The following is a 14,521-nucleotide window of genomic DNA, read 5'->3' as shown; positions in this document are numbered from 1 at the left end:
AACTACGGATTATCCTGAAATGCGTTTCTCACTTGGCTGACATATGCGTAAAATGCCCCCTGGGTTAAATTAGGATAGTGACGTATGCGCATTCATATTTTGGGAATTTGTGGCACGTTCATGGGCGGTCTGGCGATGCTGGCGCGCTCGCTCGGTCATGAAGTAACGGGTTCGGACGCCAATGTGTATCCGCCGATGAGTACCTTGCTTGAGAATCAGGGCATTGATTTGATTCAGGGTTATGACCCCAGTCAACTCGACCCGCAGCCGGATTTGGTGATCATCGGCAATGCCATGACCCGTGGGAATCCGTGCGTTGAGGCGGTGCTGGAGAAAAACATTCCGTTCATGTCCGGCCCGCAGTGGCTGCATGATTTTGTGTTGCGCGATCGTTGGGTGCTGGCCGTTGCGGGAACGCACGGTAAAACCACGACCGCCGGCATGGCGACCTGGATTCTGGACGCTTGCGGTTACAAACCCGGTTTTGTGATTGGCGGCGTGCCGGGGAACTTTGACGTTTCTGCGCGTCTGGGCGAAAGCAACTTTTTCGTGATTGAAGCGGATGAGTACGACTGCGCCTTCTTTGATAAACGCTCCAAATTCGTACATTACTGCCCGCGTACGCTGATCCTCAATAACCTTGAGTTTGATCATGCGGATATCTTTGACGATCTGAAAGCGATCCAGAAGCAGTTCCACCATCTGGTCCGCATTGTGCCTGGGCAGGGGCGGATCATCTATCCTGAGCACGACATTAACCTGAAGCAGACGATGGCGATGGGCTGCTGGAGCGAACAGGAGCTGGTGGGCGAGCAGGGCCACTGGCAGGCGAAAAAGCTGAACGTCGATGCTTCTGAATGGGAAGTGTGGCTGGACGGTGAAAAGGTCGGCGTTGTGAAGTGGTCGCTGGTCGGTGAGCACAACATGCACAACGGTCTGATGGCAATCGCCGCAGCCCGTCATGTTGGCGTACAACCGGCGGATGCGGCTCAGGCGCTGGGATCATTTATTAATGCCCGTCGCCGCCTGGAACTGCGCGGTGAAGCAAACGGCGTCACGGTGTACGACGATTTTGCCCATCACCCAACGGCGATTCTGGCAACGCTTGCGGCGCTGCGCGGAAAAGTAGGCGGCACGGCGCGCATCATCGCCGTGCTGGAACCGCGTTCCAACACCATGAAGATGGGGCTGTGCAAAGACGACCTGGCACCGTCATTGGGCCGCGCAGATGAAGTGTATCTGCTGCAACCACCGCATATTCCGTGGCAAGTCGCGGAAGTGGCGGACGCCTGCATTCAGCCTGCTCACTGGAGCGGGGATGTGGATACGCTGGCAGAGATGATCGTGAAAACGGCGCAGCCGGGCGATCACATTCTGGTGATGAGTAACGGCGGATTTGGTGGAATTCACCAGAAACTGCTGGATGGTCTGGCGAAGAAAGCCGAAGCGGAAGCTGAAGAGTAAGAAAAATGCCCGGTGGCGCTGATGGACTGCCCCCCAAAAGTTGGACACTCAACTGAGTAAGGTGCAGTTTTTTATGGCAAAGCCAAAATATTCCCCTGAAACAAAACTGGCTGTGGTTAATCATTATTTGTCCGGAAAAGACGGAGAAGAGCGTACAGCCGACCGTTTTGGTGTTGAAAGAACTTCCGTCCGTCGCTGGGTCAGGGCGTGGCAACTCCACGGTATGGAAGGGCTGTCAGGGAAAAATAAACATCATTCAGCTGAATTTAAACTCGTCGTCGTCCGGGCGGTTATCCGTGACCACCTGACGATGCGTGAAGCAGCTGCCCGGTTTAATCTCTCTGCAGAAACGCTTGTCCGACACTGGGTCTGCGTGTACAACGATGCCGGAGCGGAAGGACTGCTAAACATTCAACGCGGACGGCCTGGAAAAATGACAAAACAAAAAATCCCCCCATCCCCTACAGATAAAGAACTGGAAAAACTCTCCCCCGAAGAACTCCGGGCTGAACTCCGTTACCTGCGGGCAGAGAATGCCTATCTAAAAAAGTTGAAGGCCTTGGTTCAGAGCGAAAAAAACGGCAGCAAGCCCTGATAATCAGTGAACTGAGGCATAAGCACGCTCTGCGAGACCTCCTGCGCGCGGCAGGCATGTCCCGCAGTACATGGTATTACAATATGAATGCCCTGAAGCAGGTGGACAGGCATGCCGGGCTGAAAGATAAAATCCGTGAGATATACGCCTGGCACAAAGGCCGTTATGGCTACCGCAGGATCACGCTTTCGCTGAGAAAGCAGGGTCTGCTGGTGAACCATAAAACCGTGCAGCGGCTGATGACAGAGCTGTCGCTCCGGTCTCTGATAAGGGCGAAGAAATACCGCTCATGGAAGGGGGAAACAGGCAAGGCAGCCCCCAATATCCTGAGCAGGAACTTCAGTGCATCAAAAGCCAATGAAAAATGGGTTACGGATGTTACAGAGTTCTCGCTGCAGGGTAAAAAGCTGTACCTGTCGCCGGTACTCGATCTTTTTAACCGGGAAATAATCTCCTACAGCCTGTCGGAAAGGCCGGTGATGGAGATGGTTAATACCATGCTGCGGGATGCGTTCTTAAAGCTCGGACCAGACGACGCCCCCTTGCTGCACACAGATCAGGGCTGGCAATATCGGATGGCAGGCTATCAGGCAAAGTTAAAGGCGCAGGGCATGACGCAAAGTATGTCCCGAAAAGGAAACTGTCTGGATAATGCCGTGATGGAAAACTTCTTCGGGACGCTGAAATCGGAGTGTTTTTACCTGAGTCAGTTCAGCAATATCAGCGAACTGAGGAAGGCGATAGAGGATTATATCCGTTACTACAACAACGAGCGGATAAGCCTGAAACTAAAAGGCCTGAGTCCGGTAGAGTACCGGGCCCAGGCTCTGAAGGCCGCTTAATATAAACTGTCCAGATTTATGGGGTCAGTCCATGACGCTTACCGGGCCTATTTAGCGTACGGGATTACTCTTCGTTTTCCGCCAGTTCGCGCAGATACTGGAAGATCTGACGTGCGGACTTCGGCGGCTTATTCCCTTCTTTCTCTTTCTTCGCATTGCGGATCAGCGAGCGTAACTGCTGACGATCGGCGTGCGGCCACAGATTCAGCACCTCTTCTACCGCGTCATCGCCTTCATCGATCAGACGATCGCGCAGATGCTCAAGCTTGTGAAACAACACCACCTGCTGGTTGTGGCGGTTTTTCAACTTATCCAGCGCCTGACGGATAGGATCCACCTCGCGTTGGCGCAGCATTTTACCAATCAACTGCAACTGGCGGCGGCGACCTTCCATCTTGATACGCTGGGCCAGCTCAATGGCGGCACGCAGGTCCGCATCAAGCGGGATTTTGTCCAGCGCGTTTTTCCCCAGATCCACCAGTTCCGCGCCCAGGCGTTTTAGCTCCTCGGCGTCGCGTTTAATTTCACTTTTGCTGACCCAGATAATTTCATCGTCTTCGTCTTCGATGTCATCACCGGGAACGTCGTCGAGCCAGTCTTCGGGCTGCTTTGTCATGTCAGGCTCCTTAAAAAAAGAGGCTAATGTTACCAGTTAAGATGCGCACTGAAAAACGGTTCTCTGTTAGACTTCAAAGAAACTCTCTCTACATTATGGCATTTGCGATGAAAGTAATCTCACAAGTTGAAGCGCAGCGTAAGATTCTGGAAGAAGCAGTTTCGACAGCGCTGGAGTTAGCCTCAGGCAAATCGGACGGGGCGGAAGTCGCCGTAAGCAAAACGACCGGCATCAGTGTCAGCACCCGTTATGGTGAAGTGGAGAATGTCGAATTCAATAGCGATGGTGCGCTGGGGATTACCGTCTACCATCAGAACCGTAAAGGCAGCGCCTCATCGACCGATTTAAGCCCACAGGCGATTGCCCGTACCGTCCAGGCGGCGCTGGATATCGCACGCTACACCTCACCGGATCCGTGCGCCGGTGTAGCCGACAAAGAACTGCTGGCTTTTGACGCGCCGGATCTGGACTTGTTCCACCCGGCTGACATTTCCCCGGACGAAGCCATCGAACTGGCAGCGCGTGCTGAACAGGCCTCTTTGCAGGCCGACAAACGCATCACCAATACGGAAGGCGGCAGTTTTAACAGCCACTATGGCATTAAAGTGTTCGGCAACAGCCACGGTATGTTGCAGGGCTATTGCTCCACCCGCCATTCACTGTCCAGTTGCGTAATTGCCGAAGAAAACGGCGATATGGAGCGTGATTACGCCTACACCATTGGTCGCGCGATGGGCGATCTACAAACGCCGGAATGGGTAGGCGCAGACTGTGCTCGCCGCACGTTATCCCGCCTGTCTCCGCGTAAACTCTCGACCATGAAAGCGCCGGTGATTTTTGCTAACGAAGTGGCGACCGGGCTGATTGGACATCTGGTTGGCGCAATTGCGGGCGGTTCGGTGTACCGCAAATCCACATTCCTGCTGGATTCGCTGGGCAAACAAATTCTGCCTGAATGGCTGACCATTGAGGAGCATCCGCACCTGCTGAAAGGACTGGCCTCCTCACCGTTTGACAGCGAAGGTGTGCGCACGGAACGTCGTGACATTGTGAAAGACGGCGTTCTGACTCAATGGCTGCTGACCAACTACTCCGCACGTAAGCTGGGGCTGAAAAGCACCGGTCATGCGGGCGGCATTCATAACTGGCGTATTGCCGGACAAGGGCTGAACTTTGAGCAGATGCTTAAAGAGATGGGCACCGGTCTGGTGGTCACTGAACTGATGGGCCAGGGCGTGAGCGGCATTACCGGGGATTATTCCCGCGGCGCAGCCGGTTTCTGGGTTGAAAACGGGGAAATTCAATACCCTGTGAGCGAAATTACCATCGCCGGAAATTTAAAAGAGATGTGGCGCAATATTGTGACGATTGGTAACGATATTGAAACACGTAGCAATATACAGTGTGGTTCAGTACTGTTGCCGGAGATGAAAATCGCCGGGCAGTAAACATCCATGGCGCGACCTGCCGCGCCATAACAATAAAAAAAGGAAGTGAGCAATGCGTAAACATCTGTTAGCAATCATCGCAGCTTCAACGTTAGTTTTGGGCTCTTCCGTGTTCGCCGCTGATCTGGAAGATAATATGGAAACGCTTAACGATAACCTGAAGGTAATCGAAAAAGCGGATAACGCGACGCAAGTGACCGATGCGTTAACCAAAATGCGCGCCGCTGCGCTGGACGCGCAAAAAGCGACGCCGCCAAAACTGGAAAGCAAGGCCTCAGATAGCCCGGAAATGAAAGATTTCCGTCATGGTTTCGACGTTCTGGTCGGCCAGATCGACGGGGCGCTGAAGCTGGCAAACGAAGGGAAGGTCAAAGAAGCGCAGGCCGCGGCGGAACAATTCAAAACCACCCGCAACGCGTATCACAAGAAGTATCGTTAATTAGTAATAAGGCGGTGATTTCACCGCCTTATTCGTTTATTCTTTATTTAAATCCCTTTTCTATTATTCAAAAAATTTATAGGTAAACGACTTTACTAAGGAAAAGTATAATGGAATATGCGATATTTATCGTTGTAGCATTGTTTGTTATTTTCTTCGTGAATAAAAAAACCGCCAAGAAGAAATATTTAAATTATATCGATCCGACGAATCAGTTATCCATTGTTGCTCAGGGTGACTTTTATAAGCGTAAGCTTATGAATAAAGAGGAATCATACCTTTACAGAAAGCTTGAAAACACGATAAAGAGAAACAAATTAGAACATATGGTTTTCGCTCAGGTAAGTTTTGGAGAAATTATAGGCTCGAAAGATAAAGCGGCCTATGGTTGTATTAACAGCAAACGTGCTGACTTCGTTATCGTTACGCGATATGGCGATCCTCTTGCGGTTTTTGAATATCAGGGCGGTGCTCATTATCAGGGAAATGCCATTCAACGTGATGCAGTTAAAAAAGAAGCTTGCCGTAAAGCTGGTATCGCCTATTTTGAAATTACGCCTGGATATAGTGACAGTGATATTGATATATGTTTGAAACGTATCACGGTTTAATACCTTAACTTATGTCCCAGACACTCAAAAACGTTCTGGGTCATAAGGCATTCTTATCAAGAACCTCAATCCCCTCCTGAAGTCACAATTTTGCTTTTTTTTTAACGCTCGTAAATTCGTAGTCAGAGCTAATAATCTGTGAATAAAATCACACTTTTCCAGCGATAAATCATCAAAACCCCCTTTTCTGTGGAACAGATCACTATTGCCACTCGCCTTTCCACTTCGAAGTGGAAAACAACTCGCTACAAACTTTTTACCCCCACCGCTAGTTTTAACTCAGAGCCATTAACGGGGTAAGACGAGTGAATAACGGAGCAGTAATGAACGACATGGGGGAACAGGTGGCGCAGATTGGTGAACTGGCCGATCGCATGCTGGCGCAAGTGTATGCCTTGCTGCGTGAACATCACATCATTCCCAACGCCGTACAGGAACAAATGCTGACGTCTCACGTTCGCGCCATGGCGCACCGGTCGGTGACCGGCGAGCCTTTGCCGGAAGTGGAAGCCAGTTTGTTTGATGAAATTTCAGCCGACTCAATGGCGCTTGCCCGCGACGTGGTCGCAGCGTTTGGCAACCTTCCCGAGGAAGAAGCCTGGCTGCTGTCCGTCCACTTTGAAGTCGCGAAAGACAACCTTTAAGGAGCAACAACATGGAACAGATTACAGTCGTGATTGGCGATCGTCTGGGTAAAGGCCAGAAAGTGGCGGCAGGCGTCGAGAAAGCCGGTGGTCGTGCGGTGGTAGTACCGGGCGTTGCCGCGGATATGAAACTGGGGGACGTGATGAAAGCGGAAAACGCCACGTTCGGCATCTCTTTTTGCGGCAGCGGCGGCGCGGGCGCCATCACTGCACAGAACAAATACGGTTACAAAGCCAAATACGGGATGCGCTCTGTGGATGAAGGCGTAACGGCGATTAACGAAGGCTGCAACGTGCTGGGGTTCGGCTTTATGGATAAAGAAGAGCTTGGCGAGCGCCTGGTCCAGGCGTGGCAGAAAAAATACGGCGCGTAAGTATGAAAGAACAATTCACCACAACGGTGAGAGTCACCGGTAAAGGCGAAGCCAAAGCGCGCGCCTTTGCCGATGCCCTGAACCACGTTCAGGCCGCGGTCATGAAGGCATCGCCGCACATTTTACTGCGTATTGAGCCACAGGATGTGCAGGTTGTTCAAGCGCGTGAAGCGGTGCGCAAAGAAGCGTTTTTGTTCTTCTTTCTGCGCCGGGAACGACGCACTTACAGCGTGGAGCTGGATGTGACCATCAACGTGACAGCCATCAATCTGGACAAGGTGGATTTTGTCTCGCAACGCTGATTCTTGTTAAGAAGGCATAATTATGTTCCTGATAATTTTAATAAAATCGCTCATCATCGGTGCCCTCGTCGGCGTGGGTGTGGGGGCCGGGGCTGCACGCATGTTTCATGCGCCTACCACACAGGGGATGGGTGCGTTTCGAACTCTGGGGGAACTGAATTCCTGCGAAGGGGATCCGGCTTCTCACTTCTCGTTTGGTCTGGGCTTTTTCTTCAACGCCTGGGCCTCATCCGTTGCGGCGGGCTCGTTCACACAGGACGTGGATCACCGCATCATTCCTAACTGGGGCGCGGCAGCGCTGATGATCAAAAACCGTAACGTCGGTGAAACGCTGCATGACCCGAAAAAAATGGCGATTGCGTGCGGCGTCATCGGCATGATCGTCGTGACCTTCCTGAACCTCACGGCTTCTTCCGTACCGGAAGCGTTGCAGGTGACCGCCGTTAAGGTGCTGGTCCCTGCGGCAAACCTGCTGGTCAACACCGTGATGCCGGTGATCTTCTGGCTGGCGGCGATCGATGCCGGTAAGAAATCAGGCTTCTGGGCAACCGTTTTCGGCGGCGCGGCACAGTTGATCATGGGTAACGCCGTACCGGGTCTGGTCCTCGGCATCCTGATTGGTAAAGGCGTTGAAGAGAGCGGCTGGAACCATGTGACCAAAGTGATGATGGCGGCCATCGTTCTGCTGTTCGTCCTGAGCGGCTTCTTCCGTGGCTTCGACATGAAGATGATCGAATCCTTCCACATGACCGTGCCGAACTGGCTCGAACTGATCCACAACTCGCTTAGCGGCAAATAACGGAGGCCACAATGGAACAGAATAAAGGTTTTTGGTTTGCCGACTGGTCGTTCCCGATCTTCGTTGGCCTGCTCTCCTCCGGTGTGTTTGCCGGGACGCACATGTACTACCTGTACGGGATTGGCGCGTTTAACGAAGTGGCGTTCGTGGCCATGCTGAAAGCGGGGATTGATACCGGATCGTACGGCGCAGTGGCCGCGTTTGGTGCCAGCTTCCTGTTCGCCCGCATTATCGAAGGCTCCCTGGTGGGGATTCTGGATATCGGCGGTGCGATTCAGACCGGCGTTGGTCTGGGGGTTCCGGCGCTGTTGTTGGGCGCAGGCATTGTGTTCCCGGTTGAGAACTTTATCGCTTCTCTCGCTACGGGGCTGGCGATTGGCCTGGCGATTGGTTACGTCATTATCCTGGCGCGTAAGTTCACCATCAATCAGAGTGACTCGACCTACGGGGCGGACGTGATGATGGGGGCCGGTAACGCCTCGGGGCGTTTCCTCGGCCCATTGATCATCCTCAGCGCGATGACGGCGTCGATCCCTATCGGCGTGGGTTCTTTGGTCGGCGCACTGCTGTTTTACATCTGGCAGAAACCGATCACCGGGGGCGCTATCCTTGGCGCCATGATTTTAGGTTCAATCTTCCCGATTGCGATTAGCTAATTACCTGATGGCAAAGCGCTTATCAGGCCTACGGATAAGCGCGTCTTTGTTGGCCGGATAGGGTGGTTATGCCGCTATCCGGCAAAAGGAGAGAGACATGTTTGATTTACTCCTTCGCCGTGCGCGTCTGGTTGACGATACGGTCTGTGATATCGCCCTGAAGGACGGCAAAATCGCCGCGTTAGGCGAGATAAACGACCCGGCGGTGAAAACCGTTGAGCTCAACGGCGAGTACTACGTCAGCGCCGGATGGATTGATTCACACGTTCACTGTTATCCAAATTCCCCGATTTATCACGACGAACCGGACAGCGTAGGCATTGCCACCGGCGTGACGACCGTTGTGGATGCGGGCAGTACCGGTGCCGATGATATTGATGATTTCTATGCCCTCACGCGCGACGCCGCGACGGAAGTCTATGCACTTCTGAATATCTCCCGCGTCGGGCTGATTGCACAAAACGAACTGGCGAATATGGCCAACATCGATGCCGACGCGGTACAGCAGGCGGTGAAACGCTACCCTGATTTCATCGTCGGCCTGAAAGCGCGTATGAGCAGCAGCGTGGTGGGTGAAAATGGCATCACGCCGCTGGAACGCGCCAAAGCGATGCAGCAAGCGAACGGTGATTTGCCCCTGATGGTCCACATTGGCAATAACCCGCCGGATCTGGATGAGATCGCGGAGCGCCTGACGGCGGGCGATATCATCACCCACTGCTACAACGGAAAACCCAATCGCATTCTGACGCCGGAGGGTGAACTGCGCGCCTCGGTCACCCGGGCGATTCAGCGCGGCGTGCGTCTGGACGTCGGGCACGGCACGGCCAGCCTGAGTTTTGCGGTGGCGAAACGTGCCATCAGCTTAGGCATTCGGCCGCACACCATCAGTTCTGATATCTATTGCCGCAACCGTATTAACGGCCCGGTGCATTCGCTGGCGAATGTGATGTCGAAATTCCTCGCCATCGGGATGTCGCTGCCGCAGGTCATCAACTGTGTGACGGCGAATGCCGCCGACGGCTTGCGTCTGAAATCCAAAGGTCGCCTCCAGCCAGGTCTGGACGCTGACTTAACCCTCTTTACGCTGAAGCGTCAGCCAACCGTGCTGATCGATGCCGAAAATGACAGCTTACAGGCTGAAAAACTGCTGGTGCCGCTTGCCGCAATACGTGCGGGCAAGGGCTATATGACCGAACAAGGGAGCGCGGAACATGCCTTCGATTTTTGAGAAATACCATTTAAAGCAGGTAATTAATACCTCCGGACGAATGACGGCGCTGGGCGTGTCCACGCCGCGCCCGGAAGTGGTGGAAGCGGCGATAGCCGGTATGAACCAGTACTTTGAGATGAAAGATCTGGTGAATAAAACCGGGGAATACATTGCGAAGCTGCTGGATGTGGAAGGGGCGACGGTGGTTTCCTGTGCGTCTGCGGGCATTGCTCAGTCGGTGGCCGCCGTGTTGGTCCAGGACAGCGACTGGCTGCTGGAGAACCTGCACATCACACCGATTGAGAATAACGAAATCGTGCTGCCGAAAGGGCACAACGTTAACTTTGGTGCGCCGGTTGGCACGATGGTGGCGCTGGGCGGTGGCAAGCTGGTGGAAGCCGGATATGCCAATGAATGCTCTGCCGCACAGCTGGCGGCGGCAATCACCCCGCGCACGGCGGCGATTCTTTACATCAAATCCCACCACTGTGTACAAAAAAGCATGCTCAGCGTTGAGCAGGCCGTCGTCGTGGCGCGTAAACACAATCTGCCGCTGATTGTTGATGCGGCGGCGGAAGAAGATCTGCAGTGCTACTACCGTTCGGGGGCCGATCTGGTGATCTACAGCGGCGCGAAGGCGATCGAAGGCCCTACCAGCGGACTGGTCATCGGCAAAACCCAGTACGTCGAGTGGGTGAAACGCCAGACGGCGGGTATTGGTCGGGCGATGAAGGTCGGCAAAGAGGGGATTCTCGGCCTGACCTGTGCCATTGAACTCTATTTGAATGCGCAGAAAGAGAGCGGCGCGGAGATGGTGGAAAAAATGACGCCGTTTATTGATGCGCTGAATGTGCTCAACGGTGTGACCGCTCGCGTGGTGTGGGACAGCGCGGGACGGGATATCGCCCGCGCAGAAATTAAGTTTGATGAAGCTGTTACCGGCATCGCGACAGGCGAACTGGTGGATGCGCTCAAGCAGGGTGAATACGCGATTTACTTCCGTGGTTACAAAGCCAACGAAGGAATTATTGAAGCAGATGTGCGCAGTGTTGATCGTGCACAGTTGGACATTGTGGCGCGCCGGATTGGCGACGTGATTAATCAGGAGAAACAAGCATGAAATTGACCCCGAACTTTTATCGCGATCGCGTCTGCCTGAATGTACTGGCCGGCTCGAAAGAGAACGCGCGTGACATTTACGACGCGGCGGAAGGTCATGTGCTGGTCGGTGTACTCTCCAAAAATTACCCGGATGTCGAAAGCGCGGTGGCGGATATGCGTGACTACGCGGCACTTATCCACAATGCGCTCTCCGTAGGGCTGGGGGCGGGCGATCCGAACCAGTCGGCGATGGTCAGTGAAATCTCTCGCCAGGTTCAGCCGCAACACGTCAACCAGGTGTTCACCGGCGTGGCAACCAGCCGCGCCCTGCTCGGGCAGAGTGAGACGGTGGTCAATGGTCTGGTATCGCCAACCGGTACGCCAGGTCTGGTCAAAATTTCCACCGGGCCGCTGAGTAGCAAAGCGGCGGACGGCATTGTCCCGGTCGAAACGGCTATCGCGCTGCTGAAAGATATGGGCGGTAGCTCGATCAAATACTTCCCGATGGGCGGTCTGAAATGCCGTGACGAGTTTAACGCGGTGGCTGAAGCCTGTGCGCGTCATGATTTCTGGCTGGAGCCAACCGGCGGGATCGATCTGGAAAACTACGCTGAGATTCTGCAAATTGCCCTCGACGCTGGCGTCAGTAAAATCATTCCTCACATTTATAGTTCTATTATTGATAAGGTAAGCGGAAACACCCGTCCGGACGATGTGCGCCAGTTGCTGGCGCTGACCAGGGCGTGTGTAGGTTAAAAACGAGGAGAGTGATGTGCGATTCCCCAACCAACGTTTGGCGCAACTATTTACGATGTTGCAAAACGAGACGCTGCCGCAGGATGAGCTGGCGCAGCGGTTGTCGGTTTCCACACGAACTGTTCGTGCTGATATTACAGCGCTCAACGCCCTGCTGACTCAGCACGGCGCGCAGTTTATCCTCAGCCGGGGCAACGGTTATCAGCTCAGGATCGATGACCCGGCAAGCTATCAGTCCCTGCAATCGCAGCAGCCCAGCGCGCTGCGAATTCCGCGCACCAGTCAGGAACGCGTACATTACCTGATGGTACGTTTTCTGACATCCGCCTTTTCTCTCAAACTCGAAGATTTAGCTGATGAATGGTTTGTCAGTCGGGCGACGCTACAAAACGACATGGCAGAAGTGCGTGAATGGCTGCAACGCTATCATTTGACGCTGGAAACGCGTCCGCGCCATGGCATGAAACTGTTCGGCAGCGAGATGGCGATCCGCGCCTGTCTGACTGACCTTCTCTGGACGCTGGCGCAGCAGGATCCCGCTAATCCGCTGGTGACCGAAGAGGCGCTGTATGCCGGGGTGCCATCGCAGCTTCAACCGCTGCTTGAGGAGATTTTCAATCGCTTCCATATTCGCCTTACTGACGAAGGCGAGCTGTTTTTACGTCTGTACTGCGCGGTCGCGGTACGCCGTATCAGCGAAGGGTATCCGTTGTCGGAATTCACCAACGAAGAGGTGGAAGAGAACGTGTGCCTGGCGGCGCGTGAGATTGCCGCTGTCGTGCAGCATCTGGCAAATCATCCGCTCTCGGTGTCGGAAGAGAACTGGCTGAAGGTACATATCGCGGCGCGGCAGGTGCAGGAGATTGCGCCCAGTGCGATCAATGCCGACGACGAGGAGGCGCTGGTCAATTACATCCTGCGGTTTATCAACAGCCAGTACAACTATAACCTGTTGAATGATAACCAGCTTCATGCGGATTTACTCACTCACATCAAAACGATGATCACCCGGGTGCGCTATCAGATCATGATCCCGAACCCGCTGTTGGAGAACATCAAGCAACACTATCCCATGGCATGGGATATGACCCTGGCGGCAGTCTCCAGTTGGGGTAAATACACCCCTTACGCCATCAGCGAAAACGAGATCGGCTTTCTGGTGTTACACATCGGCGTTGGGCTTGAACGTAGTTACAACATCGGTTACCAGCGGCAGCCAAAAGTTCTGCTGGTCTGCGACACGGGAAATGCGATGGTGCGGATGATTGAAGCGGTACTGGCGCGCAAATATCCGCAGATCGAGATTGTAAACACGCTGACGCTGCGTGATTACGAACAGCGCGAGAGTATCGCGGAGGACTTTGTGATCGCCACGGCGCGGATCGGTGAGAAAGACAAGCCGGTCGTGCAGATCGCCCCGTTTCCTACCGACTATCAACTGGAGCAGATCGGTAAGTTAGTGCTGGTGGACAGAACCCGTCCGTGGATGCTGAACAAATACTTCGATGCCGCGCATTTTCGTATTATCGAAGGCGAGATGGACCAGCAGACGCTGTTTAAAACCTTGTGCGATCAGTTGCAGCGTGAAGGGTTTGTCGACGCGGAATTCCTCGATTCGGTGGTGGAACGTGAGGCGATTGTCAGCACGATGCTCGGTGACAGCATTGCGCTGCCGCACGCCCTCGGACTGCTGGCGAAAAAAACGGTGGTCTACACGGTGCTCGCCCCGCAGGGTATCGCCTGGGGGGACGAAACCGCACATGTGATCTTTTTACTCGCTATCAGTAAAAGCGAGTACGAAGAGGCAATGGCCATCTACGATATCTTTGTCACTTTCCTGCGTGAACGCGCTATGACGCGACTGTGCGGCAGCCAAAACTTCGCCGAGTTTAAAGCGGTGGCAATGGAGTGTGTGAGTCGTTTTTGATGGGAGGGGCAGGAAAGACGGAAAGCAGATGCTGTCCGCCATAGTGTTTACCGTAAATGATGGACAACCTGGTTGCTGCTGCCGCGCCAGATCAGCGCCGGGTCTTTCAGATCCTGCACAAATTTGCCGTCCACCAGCACGTTAATGAGGTCCACAACCTGCAGTTGCGCGGCGTTGAGTTCATCCAGCTTATAGCCGGTCCACACCCAGATATCTTTACCTGCACATTCAGCACGAATGCGCTGCACCAGCTTCAGGATATCCGGTACGTTCTGCGGATGAAGCGGATCGCCGCCGGAAAGGGAGATCCCCTGGCGGTGGATCCGCGTATCGTTTAGATCGCTAATGATCTGGTCTTCCATTGCTTTTGTGAATGGCTGACCGGAATTCAGCCGCCAGGTGCTTTTGTTGTAGCAGCCAGGGCATTCGTGCACGCACCCTGAAACAAACAGGGTGCAGCGGGTACCGGGGCCGTTAACGATATCGACGGGATAATACTGGTGATAATTCATTTTTCCTCGTTGCATTTGGCGCTGTAGCTGTGTTGGCCGCTCTCACTCACCCGGGTCACTTACTGATGTAAGCTCCCCGGGATTCGTTCGTTTGCCGCCTTGCTACAACACCAACTGCTTAGAGGAAAACCACGACATTGGAACTGTAGTTAGCGGTAGTAGGCCGGATAAGGTGCTTGCACCGCCATCCGGCAACATTGTGATGCCTGATGGCGACGCGAT

At 53.9% G+C, this 14,521-nt stretch carries 16 protein-coding genes; 14 read left to right on the top strand and 2 right to left on the bottom strand.

Annotation, left to right across the window (positions count from 1 at the left end):
* Nucleotides 1-84 precede the first annotated feature (84 nt).
* Both mpl and HVZ37_RS19545 read left to right on the top strand, forming a co-directional pair.
* On the top strand, nucleotides 85-1,464 hold the full coding sequence (mpl, locus tag HVZ37_RS19550) for a UDP-N-acetylmuramate:L-alanyl-gamma-D-glutamyl-meso-diaminopimelate ligase (RefSeq protein ID WP_099433533.1): 1,380 nt from the start codon (nucleotides 85-87) through the stop codon (nucleotides 1,462-1,464).
* A 73-nt stretch (nucleotides 1,465-1,537) separates the two neighbouring features.
* A protein-coding gene (locus tag HVZ37_RS19545; protein ID WP_249033498.1) for an IS3 family transposase occupies nucleotides 1,538-2,901 on the top strand; the annotation gives its coding sequence in 2 pieces (ribosomal slippage) (nucleotides 1,538-2,042 and nucleotides 2,042-2,901; 1,365 coding nt in all).
* A gap of 64 nt (nucleotides 2,902-2,965) precedes the next feature.
* Here the strand turns inward: HVZ37_RS19545 and yjgA are convergent.
* On the bottom strand, nucleotides 2,966-3,517 hold the full coding sequence (gene yjgA / locus HVZ37_RS19540; RefSeq protein ID WP_044264681.1) for a ribosome biogenesis factor YjgA: 552 nt from the start codon (nucleotides 3,515-3,517) through the stop codon (nucleotides 2,966-2,968).
* Between the two features lie 95 nt (nucleotides 3,518-3,612).
* Here yjgA and pmbA point away from each other — a divergent pair, with 95 nt between their 5' ends.
* The 12 genes from pmbA to HVZ37_RS19480 all read left to right on the top strand — a co-directional run bounded on the left by pmbA (nucleotide 3,613) and on the right by HVZ37_RS19480 (nucleotide 13,787).
* Entirely contained in the window at nucleotides 3,613-4,965 is a 1,353-nt protein-coding gene (pmbA, locus tag HVZ37_RS19535) for a metalloprotease PmbA (protein WP_044264679.1), read from the top strand.
* Between the two features lie 52 nt (nucleotides 4,966-5,017).
* On the top strand, nucleotides 5,018-5,404 hold the full coding sequence (gene cybC, locus HVZ37_RS19530) for a cytochrome b562 (RefSeq protein ID WP_181627900.1): 387 nt from the start codon (nucleotides 5,018-5,020) through the stop codon (nucleotides 5,402-5,404).
* A gap of 110 nt (nucleotides 5,405-5,514) precedes the next feature.
* Nucleotides 5,515-6,015 (top strand): DUF2726 domain-containing protein, encoded by a 501-nt coding sequence (locus tag HVZ37_RS19525; RefSeq protein WP_141227656.1) that lies wholly within the window; start codon nucleotides 5,515-5,517, stop codon nucleotides 6,013-6,015.
* Between the two features lie 305 nt (nucleotides 6,016-6,320).
* On the top strand, nucleotides 6,321-6,659 hold the full coding sequence (locus HVZ37_RS19520; RefSeq protein ID WP_061075410.1) for a glycine dehydrogenase: 339 nt from the start codon (nucleotides 6,321-6,323) through the stop codon (nucleotides 6,657-6,659).
* 11 nt (nucleotides 6,660-6,670) lie between these two features.
* Complete coding sequence (locus HVZ37_RS19515) at nucleotides 6,671-7,033, top strand: SFCGS family glycine-rich protein (protein ID WP_012134368.1); 363 nt, start codon at nucleotides 6,671-6,673, stop codon at nucleotides 7,031-7,033.
* A gap of 2 nt (nucleotides 7,034-7,035) precedes the next feature.
* Complete coding sequence (locus HVZ37_RS19510) at nucleotides 7,036-7,335, top strand: DUF4312 family protein (RefSeq protein ID WP_044264676.1); 300 nt, start codon at nucleotides 7,036-7,038, stop codon at nucleotides 7,333-7,335.
* A gap of 22 nt (nucleotides 7,336-7,357) precedes the next feature.
* Complete coding sequence (locus HVZ37_RS19505; RefSeq protein WP_042999221.1) at nucleotides 7,358-8,134, top strand: DUF4311 domain-containing protein; 777 nt, start codon at nucleotides 7,358-7,360, stop codon at nucleotides 8,132-8,134.
* 11 nt (nucleotides 8,135-8,145) lie between these two features.
* Nucleotides 8,146-8,790: a DUF4310 family protein gene (locus HVZ37_RS19500; RefSeq protein WP_042999222.1), complete on the top strand. Its 645-nt coding sequence runs from the start codon at nucleotides 8,146-8,148 to the stop codon at nucleotides 8,788-8,790.
* A 97-nt stretch (nucleotides 8,791-8,887) separates the two neighbouring features.
* Nucleotides 8,888-10,021 (top strand): amidohydrolase/deacetylase family metallohydrolase, encoded by a 1,134-nt coding sequence (locus HVZ37_RS19495; RefSeq protein WP_181627899.1) that lies wholly within the window; start codon nucleotides 8,888-8,890, stop codon nucleotides 10,019-10,021.
* The gene (locus HVZ37_RS19490) at nucleotides 10,005-11,123 is read left to right on the top strand and encodes a DgaE family pyridoxal phosphate-dependent ammonia lyase (RefSeq protein WP_130097384.1); all 1,119 of its coding nucleotides are present in this window, start codon (nucleotides 10,005-10,007) and stop codon (nucleotides 11,121-11,123) included. Before HVZ37_RS19495 ends, HVZ37_RS19490 begins: the two co-directional genes overlap by 17 nt.
* The gene (locus tag HVZ37_RS19485) at nucleotides 11,120-11,860 is read left to right on the top strand and encodes a KDGP aldolase family protein (RefSeq protein ID WP_042999225.1); all 741 of its coding nucleotides are present in this window, start codon (nucleotides 11,120-11,122) and stop codon (nucleotides 11,858-11,860) included. The genes HVZ37_RS19490 and HVZ37_RS19485 overlap by 4 nt, the downstream gene beginning before the upstream one ends.
* 16 nt (nucleotides 11,861-11,876) lie before the next feature.
* Nucleotides 11,877-13,787, top strand: a complete 1,911-nt coding sequence (locus HVZ37_RS19480) for a PRD domain-containing protein (protein ID WP_061069571.1) — start codon at nucleotides 11,877-11,879, stop codon at nucleotides 13,785-13,787.
* A gap of 47 nt (nucleotides 13,788-13,834) precedes the next feature.
* Here the strand turns inward: HVZ37_RS19480 and nrdG are convergent, their stop codons facing one another.
* Complete coding sequence (gene nrdG, locus HVZ37_RS19475) at nucleotides 13,835-14,299, bottom strand: anaerobic ribonucleoside-triphosphate reductase-activating protein (RefSeq protein ID WP_181627898.1); 465 nt, start codon at nucleotides 14,297-14,299, stop codon at nucleotides 13,835-13,837.
* Nucleotides 14,300-14,521: the final 222 nt, after the last annotated feature.

Origin of the sequence: Citrobacter sp. RHB35-C17 (assembly GCF_013816795.1) — a bacterium.
Classification (GTDB): Bacteria; Pseudomonadota; Gammaproteobacteria; order Enterobacterales; family Enterobacteriaceae; genus Citrobacter_A; species Citrobacter_A amalonaticus.
Note: the sequence above shows the minus strand (reverse complement) of the source record. Positions and strands in the feature narration are given on the sequence as shown.

Bases quoted from the DNA above. Each gene is read 5' to 3' on its own strand.
- yjgA (WP_044264681.1), bottom strand. From the start codon at position 3,517: ATGACAAAGCAGCCCGAAGACTGGCTCGACGACGTTCCCGGTGATGAC.
- HVZ37_RS19510 (WP_044264676.1), top strand. From the start codon at position 7,036: ATGAAAGAACAATTCACCACAACGGTGAGAGTCACCGGTAAAGGCGAA.
- HVZ37_RS19525 (WP_141227656.1), top strand. From the start codon at position 5,515: ATGGAATATGCGATATTTATCGTTGTAGCATTGTTTGTTATTTTCTTC.
- cybC (WP_181627900.1), top strand. From the start codon at position 5,018: ATGCGTAAACATCTGTTAGCAATCATCGCAGCTTCAACGTTAGTTTTG.
- HVZ37_RS19490 (WP_130097384.1), top strand. From the start codon at position 10,005: ATGCCTTCGATTTTTGAGAAATACCATTTAAAGCAGGTAATTAATACC.
- HVZ37_RS19515 (WP_012134368.1), top strand. From the start codon at position 6,671: ATGGAACAGATTACAGTCGTGATTGGCGATCGTCTGGGTAAAGGCCAG.
- nrdG (WP_181627898.1), bottom strand. From the start codon at position 14,299: ATGAATTATCACCAGTATTATCCCGTCGATATCGTTAACGGCCCCGGT.
- HVZ37_RS19485 (WP_042999225.1), top strand. From the start codon at position 11,120: ATGAAATTGACCCCGAACTTTTATCGCGATCGCGTCTGCCTGAATGTA.
- HVZ37_RS19505 (WP_042999221.1), top strand. From the start codon at position 7,358: ATGTTCCTGATAATTTTAATAAAATCGCTCATCATCGGTGCCCTCGTC.
- pmbA (WP_044264679.1), top strand. From the start codon at position 3,613: ATGGCATTTGCGATGAAAGTAATCTCACAAGTTGAAGCGCAGCGTAAG.
- mpl (WP_099433533.1), top strand. From the start codon at position 85: ATGCGCATTCATATTTTGGGAATTTGTGGCACGTTCATGGGCGGTCTG.
- HVZ37_RS19500 (WP_042999222.1), top strand. From the start codon at position 8,146: ATGGAACAGAATAAAGGTTTTTGGTTTGCCGACTGGTCGTTCCCGATC.
- HVZ37_RS19495 (WP_181627899.1), top strand. From the start codon at position 8,888: ATGTTTGATTTACTCCTTCGCCGTGCGCGTCTGGTTGACGATACGGTC.